General features: G+C 56.0%; 4 protein-coding genes and 1 pseudogene. 4 read left to right on the plus strand and 1 reads right to left on the minus strand.

The genetic code is table 11. From position 1 onward, the window contains the following. The 4 genes from AAF465_12790 (at nt 1) to AAF465_12805 (ending at nt 6,395) form a co-directional block, all read left to right on the plus strand. Nucleotides 1-1,398 carry a hypothetical protein gene (locus AAF465_12790; GenBank protein MEM7083600.1) on the plus strand — a complete coding sequence of 466 codons (1,398 nt, stop codon included), beginning with the start codon at nt 1-3 and terminating at the stop codon, nt 1,396-1,398. Between the two features lie 202 nt (nt 1,399-1,600). After that, a complete protein-coding gene (locus AAF465_12795; protein ID MEM7083601.1) occupies nt 1,601-4,315 on the plus strand; it encodes a trypsin-like peptidase domain-containing protein in 2,715 nt (904 codons plus the stop codon). Between the two features lie 93 nt (nt 4,316-4,408). Further along, nucleotides 4,409-5,365, plus strand: a complete 957-nt coding sequence (locus AAF465_12800) for a hypothetical protein (GenBank protein MEM7083602.1) — start codon at nt 4,409-4,411, stop codon at nt 5,363-5,365. 226 nt (nt 5,366-5,591) lie between these two features. Continuing rightward, nucleotides 5,592-6,395 (plus strand): thrombospondin type 3 repeat-containing protein, encoded by an 804-nt coding sequence (locus AAF465_12805; GenBank protein ID MEM7083603.1) that lies wholly within the window; start codon nt 5,592-5,594, stop codon nt 6,393-6,395. 99 nt (nt 6,396-6,494) lie between these two features. Here AAF465_12805 and AAF465_12810 read toward each other — a convergent pair. Continuing rightward, nucleotides 6,495-6,719, minus strand: a pseudogene (locus tag AAF465_12810) (DoxX family protein). Nucleotides 6,720-7,008: the final 289 nt, after the last annotated feature.

The raw sequence follows: 7,008 nt of genomic DNA on the forward strand, positions 1-7,008 counted from the left end.
ATGACGTCAAGCCGATTGCGTAGCCCGTGGATGTTTCTTGCGCTCATCCTTACGCTCTGTGGCTGTGCGGGGTCGCCCAATCGCCCCGATCTTGCCCGACTCTACGCGCATCAAGCCGACGATTCGGCCATCGTACCCGTAGTGCTGATTCACGGCATGCTCGGCGCCCGCCTGTATAACCATGACACGCAAAATGAAATCTGGCCAGGCTCGCTGCGCCGCTTACTCTTTGACGATTATCGGGCGTTAGAGCTCGACATCAGCCAGCGCGATGCGGTGTTGGTGCCGTCATCCTTAACCCCTTCCGGCATTACCGATGGGGCGGGCGGCCGCGATTTTTATGGCCGCATCATCAAAGTGTTAAGCGGTGCGGGCGGTTATGACATAACTGAAATCGGCACTCCAGCGAACGGCAATCGTCGCCGCTTGTATGTGTTCGACTACGATTGGCGTCAAGATAATGTGTACAACGTACGACGATTGCACGCATTCATCGAAGCGATTCGCCGCGATCACAACGCCGAAGATCTGAAAGTGGATGTAGTCGCGCACAGTATGGGCGGACTCATCACGCGTTACTATGCGCGATATGGCACTCAAGATGTGTTGGATGACAACGCGTTTCCGGTCAATCTGGAAGGCGCAAGTCGATTGCGTCGCGTGGTGTTGTTAGGCACGCCAAACTTTGGCTCGGTGCTGGCGGCGGATATTCTCGACAAGGGAATGCGTGTCGGTTTTGGTACGATCGCGCCCGAAGTTGTCGCCACCTTTCCAAGTGCCTATCAAGTGTTGCCACACGCTTTGCACGCGTGGTTGCTCGATATGCAAGGCGAAGCGCTGTCGCACGATATTTTCGATGTTGAATTTTGGCGCGATCACCAGCTGTCGATTTTCCACCCAAAAGTGCGCCAACGCATTGTCGAGGCAGCGGCCTCACCGGCGCAAGGGCGTGCTCGTTTTGAGGCGTTTGAAGCATTTTTCGATCGCAGTTTGGAACGTGCTCGGCGCTTCACGTGGTCGTTGACCGTCACCCTTGATCAAGTGCCGATTCGTTACGGGGTGTTTGGTGGTGATTGCGCGCTGACGCCCACCCGTATGGTGTTGGAGCCAGTCGACGAGCATCACCACTTACGCCTGGAGCCCAAAGACATTAAACACAAACAACCCGGCATCGACTATGAGCGGCGCATGCTCGAGCCGGGCGACGGTACGGTGAGTAAAGCCTCACTGTTGGCTAGGCAGAGTAGCGATCCGACCATTGCGCGGCATCGTTACAGCTTCTTTCCGCTGGGTTACGCGTTCTTTCTTTGCGAAGACCATCAAACCCTCACAGGCAACATCAGTTTTCAAGATAATTTGCTCAATGCGCTGTTGTCTGCCGACCACAATCAATATTGAACTGCCGGTGCGAACGACGCTCTAAATGAGTGGTATGAACGGTTTCGATACAGGCATGATGCTATTTGACTGAGATTTCGGGTAATCCCCGAAAAAACAGGATTTTGTATCGCGTGTTTTGTGATTGGTTCCTTTGTGAAGTCTTGACAAAACGCTTATGGTCTGTGGAATTAACGTGACATAAAAACGGATGGATTGGTTTATGCGAACACTCGCCATTAGGCTGTTTCTCTTTTCCGCGCTGGCGCTCGCGCTCATGTCGCCGGCATCCGCGGTGGAGCGCGTTGCCTCGGAGGCTCGCTATGTCGAGGAGCCGCTCAGTTTTCGCCAAGCGCTCGATTTTCGCTCGGAGTCCCCGCTGTCGCTGACACGGCTTGATCAACAGAAGCTTGTTGCGGAGGATGCGCAGCGTGCTCAAGCCGGGCAGCCGGTGCGTGTTGCTGTGAAACGAAACGTTCCGGTTCTTGACCGATCTCAAGGCCGATGGACACAGGTAGACGAGACGTCGATCTGGCGACTGGAAGTGAATGCGGGGGACGCTCAGTGGCTGAGCTTTGCCTTTGAGAACGTGTTTTTGCCCCCGGGTGCAGCGCTCTTTGTCTACAGCGATGATCATCGTCAACTGCTTGGTCCGTACACCGAAGCCGACAACAAGTCGCACAAGAAACTTTGGACCGCCATGATCGAAGGGCAATCGGCGGTGATTGAAATTAACGTGCCCACTCGTATGAAACCCTTTTTGACGTTTGATCTTAAGAGTGTCAATCATGGTTACCGCGATTTGAAATCGCTGAGTACACCCAAAGCGGGCGCGTGCAACATTGATGTTGTGTGTCCGCAAGGGGATGATTGGCGCGATCAGATTCGATCGGTTGCGCGCTACATCTTCGATAGCCAAGGCGGCACGTTTACCTGCACGGGCAATATGGTCAACAACGCAACTGGCGATCGCAAGCCGTATTTTTTAACGGCCAGCCACTGTGTGTCGACAGCAGCCGAAGTGCAGTCCATGGTGCTGTTTTGGAATTTCGAAAAATCAATGTGCGGCGGACCCAACGACGGTTCTCAAGCGCAGAGTCAGAGCGGCGCGACACTGTTGGCCACGATCGGTAGTTTGGATGGTCCAGAGCCACGGTTTGATATGACACTGGTCGAACTGGATACGACGCCGCCGGATTCGTTCAATGTTCGTTGGACCGGTTGGGACACCACGGACACCACGCCGAGTTCAGGCGTGAGTATTCACCATCCCGACGGTACAGAAAAACGCATTAGCGTTGACTCAGGTCCAATCATTAACACCAATTTTGGTTCCACCGCGCCCAATCCCAATAGCGTGCATATTATGATCGCGGCTTGGGACGAGGGCACAACAGAGGGTGGCTCATCCGGCTCTGGTTTTTGGAACCAAGACCAGCGTCTGGTTGGGGTGCTGTCTGGTGGTGGTGCGTCGTGTGACACGCCGGACGCACCCGATTTTTATGCCCATCTCGCGTCACATTACGATGTGGGCACAACGTCAGCGACGCGGCTGAAAGCGTGGCTCGATCCGGATGATACGGGCATCACGCTAGTAGATGGTGTCGACGCATGTGACCCACCGACGGTCTCGTTCTCCATTAATCCCAATCCGGCGCAGGCCAATGAACTTGTCACCTTCACATCCACCGTGTCGGGCACGGGACCGTTCACCTATGCCTGGGATTTCGATGGGGACGATGTGGTGGACAGCACACTGCCTTCGCCAACACACACCTATACCAGCGCCTACGTGGGCAATGTGACCCTCGAGGTGACGGCAACCCAAACCTGCACCGCGAGCAGCTCGCGCAGCATTATTGCGTTTCCACCAGGCGGCAATAGCCCACCAGAAGCCGTCGCCACCATCACATCGGCCACGGCCGATGAACGAACGACGGTGCAACTTGACGCATCCGGCAGTAGCGATCCGAACGGCGATGCACTGACTTATTCCTGGCGGCAGTCTGCGGGGCCGAATGCGACCATCGCAAACAGCTCGGCGGCGGTCACAAACGTCACGCTGCCCGACATTACGGGAGATACCTCGGCGACATTTGAAGTGACGGTCACCGACGTGTTTGGTGCGTCGGACATCGCGACGGTCACGGTCAGTATTGTGAATGTGAATCGCGCGCCAACGGCTACCGTCTCGCAGGTGGTGCTGTCAGCCAACGAGGGCGCGTCGGTCATGCTCAACGCGGTTGCCAGCAGTGATCCCGATGGCGACGCCGTAACGTTTGCCTGGAGCCAGACCGCCGGCCTGGCCGTAACGCTCAACAATCCGACGTCAGCCACCGCCTCGTTCACGGCGCCTGAGGTCTCGGCGGCCACCAGTCTGACTTTCAGCGTGACCGTTACCGATCCGGGTGGGCTGTCCGATTCGGCCAGTATGAGCGTGACGGTTAACGATACAACACCACCACCCAGTAGTGGCGGCGGCGGTGGCGGCGGTGGCGCCGCGGGAATGTTTGGGTTGTTGCTCGTGTTGTTTGCTGCCGTGCGTCGCCACAGGCGATGGTCACCGCTTGTGGCCGGTGTCGCGCTCGTTTCACTCGGCGCCTGCAGTACACCGGACACGAACTACGACGAAGTGCCTACCGGGGTGTCGGTGCAGTCTGCCGACGCTGGCGACGTCCTGACGCTGACCCTGCGAGACGGTCGCAAGCAGACCGCGCGAATCACGGACGCACAGACCGTGCGCGCGATAGCGACCGCGTTTAATGAACGAGAGCGCCGCTACGAAAAAATTAAACCACTGTTTGAATACGAACTCGAAATGGACATGGATGGCCAAACGCAAACCTGGCTAGTCAGTCCCAAAGGCTATGTTCAGCAAGCCGGATCCTATGAGTTATACCGAGTCGACATGGCGACATTGGCCCCGCACATGCGCTAAGGGCATCGCGCTCACGAGGCGCGGGAACCTGCTCCCCTGTGTCGATGTCTTAACTAACGTCATCAAGACACGACACACTATTTGGGGGGAAATATGAATCGACTCGCACACAGTGCCGCCTTGCTGCTGTGTTGTTCGCTCGTCGCCTGCGCGACCGCGAACAACGCACCGACGGCTAGCAACGAGATCGCCCAAGTTGGCGATCAACTCGCCGACCAGGCGCAAGCCGCCTATACGGCCGAAGATTGGCCCACCACCGCGCGGCTGTATACGCAGCTCACGCAATCCGACCCCACCAACGTGCGCTATTGGTATCGATTGGCCGTGGCGCAACGTTACATAGGCCAACTCACTGACGCGCTCGACTCACTTCAACAGGGCGTGAATCATGGCCTGCCCGTTTCCTACGCCGATTACGAACGCGCCAAAGTCGCGGCAACCCAAGGGCAGGCCGACAACGCGATCCGCTTATTGCGCTCGGCGGCGGCAGCGGGTTTGTCGGGTCAACAGCGTGTGCTCGACAACGAGCAGCTTGCCGCTTTGGTCGGTACGGCCGGATTTGATGATGTCCTAGACCAACTCGAGGCGAATGCCAATCCGTGTCGCGCTGGCGAGTTTCGGCATTTCGATTTTTGGCTTGGCACCTGGGATGTGGCCGACGCAAACGGCACTCCAATGGGTCGTAACACAATTTCATCGAAAGAAAACGGCTGCCTTATTCTTGAAGAGTGGCAAAGTGCGTCCGGCGGCACCGGCATGAGCATGAACTACTACGACGTTGTGTCGAGCGAATGGACGCAGGTGTGGGTGAGTCCGGGTCTTCAGTTGCGGATCACCGGTGGTCTTATTGAGGGTTCGATGGTGCTCGAGGGTGTGGCACACACGTTGCAGCAAGGTCTCACTCGCCCGTTTCGTGGCACGTGGACGAAGCTCGAGGATGGACGTGTGCGCCAGTTTTTTGAACAGCAGGATGCCGCCGGCAACTGGACGCCTTGGTTCGAGGGGTTCTATACAAAACGCGCAACGGCCACCGAAAAAAATGACGGATAGACGCGTCGGCGACGCGTGGTGATCACGCAACGCACCATTACCGCAAATGCCTTTAATTAGGCACTGGCTGCGCGAGCGGGGCTCCGTTTAGTCCGTTCTACTCGCTGTTCGGCGTATCGCCGGTTTCGGCGTCACCCTCGCTTTGTGATTATACTGTCGTGGAAAGAAAGGATGCGGGCCAATTGCCAACGTATCCGATTACGACATTCTCATTTGGGAGGGAAGCATGCAAAGACGCACAACAATAGGATTTTGTTTGGCTATGTTGCTGACACTGTCAGCGCAGGCCGCCGAACTCAGCTATTCAGGTGAAGTGACCGATGTAACGGGCGCGTTCGTCGCGTTAACGCCGGTCGGAACGGAAGTGGGTGGACCGATTGAAGTCGATGATGCCGCGTTGGCAGCCGGCAGCATCGGCATTGCTGATATCACGAGCATCAACGTCAACGTGGGCGGCTTTTGTTTTGCCACGGGTGGTGGCGATTGCGGTGGAGTGGGCGCACCTGTGCCGATCACGAGTATCGACAGCGCGGCGATTACTGGTACCTCCGGTATACTCGGTGGTTCCTTTTCGGTGACGGCGTTTTCACCGACGTTTATGGTGTCGATTCCGATCGAATTTGATCTGGACAACGGCAGTTTTTCCGCGGATGGCGATGCGCTCGGAACGGTCGCCGGCATTGGTATGCTCGAAGCGGCTGCGCCTCCGGCTGATACGGACGCCGATGGTGTGGGTGACTTAACCGACAACTGCACGTTAGTGCCGAACCCCGACCAAATCGACACCAACGGTGATGGTATTGGCAATCGCTGTGACGCCGATGTCAACAATGACTGCATTATCAATTTCATCGACATTTCGATGTTTACGCCACGTTTTAATACAGCGACTGGTGATCCAGGTTATGATCCGGATTACGATATTGACAGCAGCGGCTCGCTGAACTTTGTCGATTATATTGCCTACACCAGCAACTTTCAGATGACGCCTGGGCCAAGCGCCACGCCGTGTGGTGTGCCGTCTCAGTAGTAAGGCGCTACAACGAAAAAGCCCCGCTCGCGAGCGGGGCTTTTTTTTTGCTTCTCATCAACCCGTAGGGGTGATGTGCTGGACGTGAATAGCAACGCCTCAGTCAAAGTACTTTTTGAGCAGGTGATCGAGACTCAGTTTACCCGCGCCGCCGAAGAGCAACGGCAAGAACATAATCAGATAAAGCAGCGGCAGCTTGTAGTTGCCTGAGCCATTCTTATTGCTAATCGCATAGCCTTCCCAGAATTCGGACAGCGAGGAATAGCTCTCGGGCCAATGCACGGCCATAGCCGCGACGATGGTCAGAATAATAAGCGTGGCGCTTGCTGGAAAGGAATTTCACATTTTCAACTATCGTGAAGCTATGATACGCCACCTTCCTCTCGCTCCGCTCGCTCACGGTGGCAATAAGAATCGTTCACGAAATAGAATCTCTAAATAACGCGATCATGTCCGAAACTTTCTGTTATCACAATCACGGAAATTTTTCAAATCACGCCATCACGCTATTACTTTTCTTATATCCAGCCATGGCGCAAGTAAAAGGGAGGCTCCTAAATGCCGCCACGTCAAATCAGCGAGTAGCGGAAAAAAGGGGAGCGGTGTAAAAAAG

The organism is Pseudomonadota bacterium (assembly GCA_039028935.1).
Classification (GTDB): domain Bacteria; phylum Pseudomonadota; class Gammaproteobacteria; order Steroidobacterales; family SZUA-146; genus SZUA-146.

Coding starts and splice junctions, on each gene's coding strand:
- AAF465_12790 (MEM7083600.1), top strand. CDS start 1: ATGACGTCAAGCCGATTGCGTAGCCCGTGGATGTTTCTTGCGCTCATC.
- AAF465_12795 (MEM7083601.1), top strand. CDS start 1,601: ATGCGAACACTCGCCATTAGGCTGTTTCTCTTTTCCGCGCTGGCGCTC.
- AAF465_12800 (MEM7083602.1), top strand. CDS start 4,409: ATGAATCGACTCGCACACAGTGCCGCCTTGCTGCTGTGTTGTTCGCTC.
- AAF465_12805 (MEM7083603.1), top strand. CDS start 5,592: ATGCAAAGACGCACAACAATAGGATTTTGTTTGGCTATGTTGCTGACA.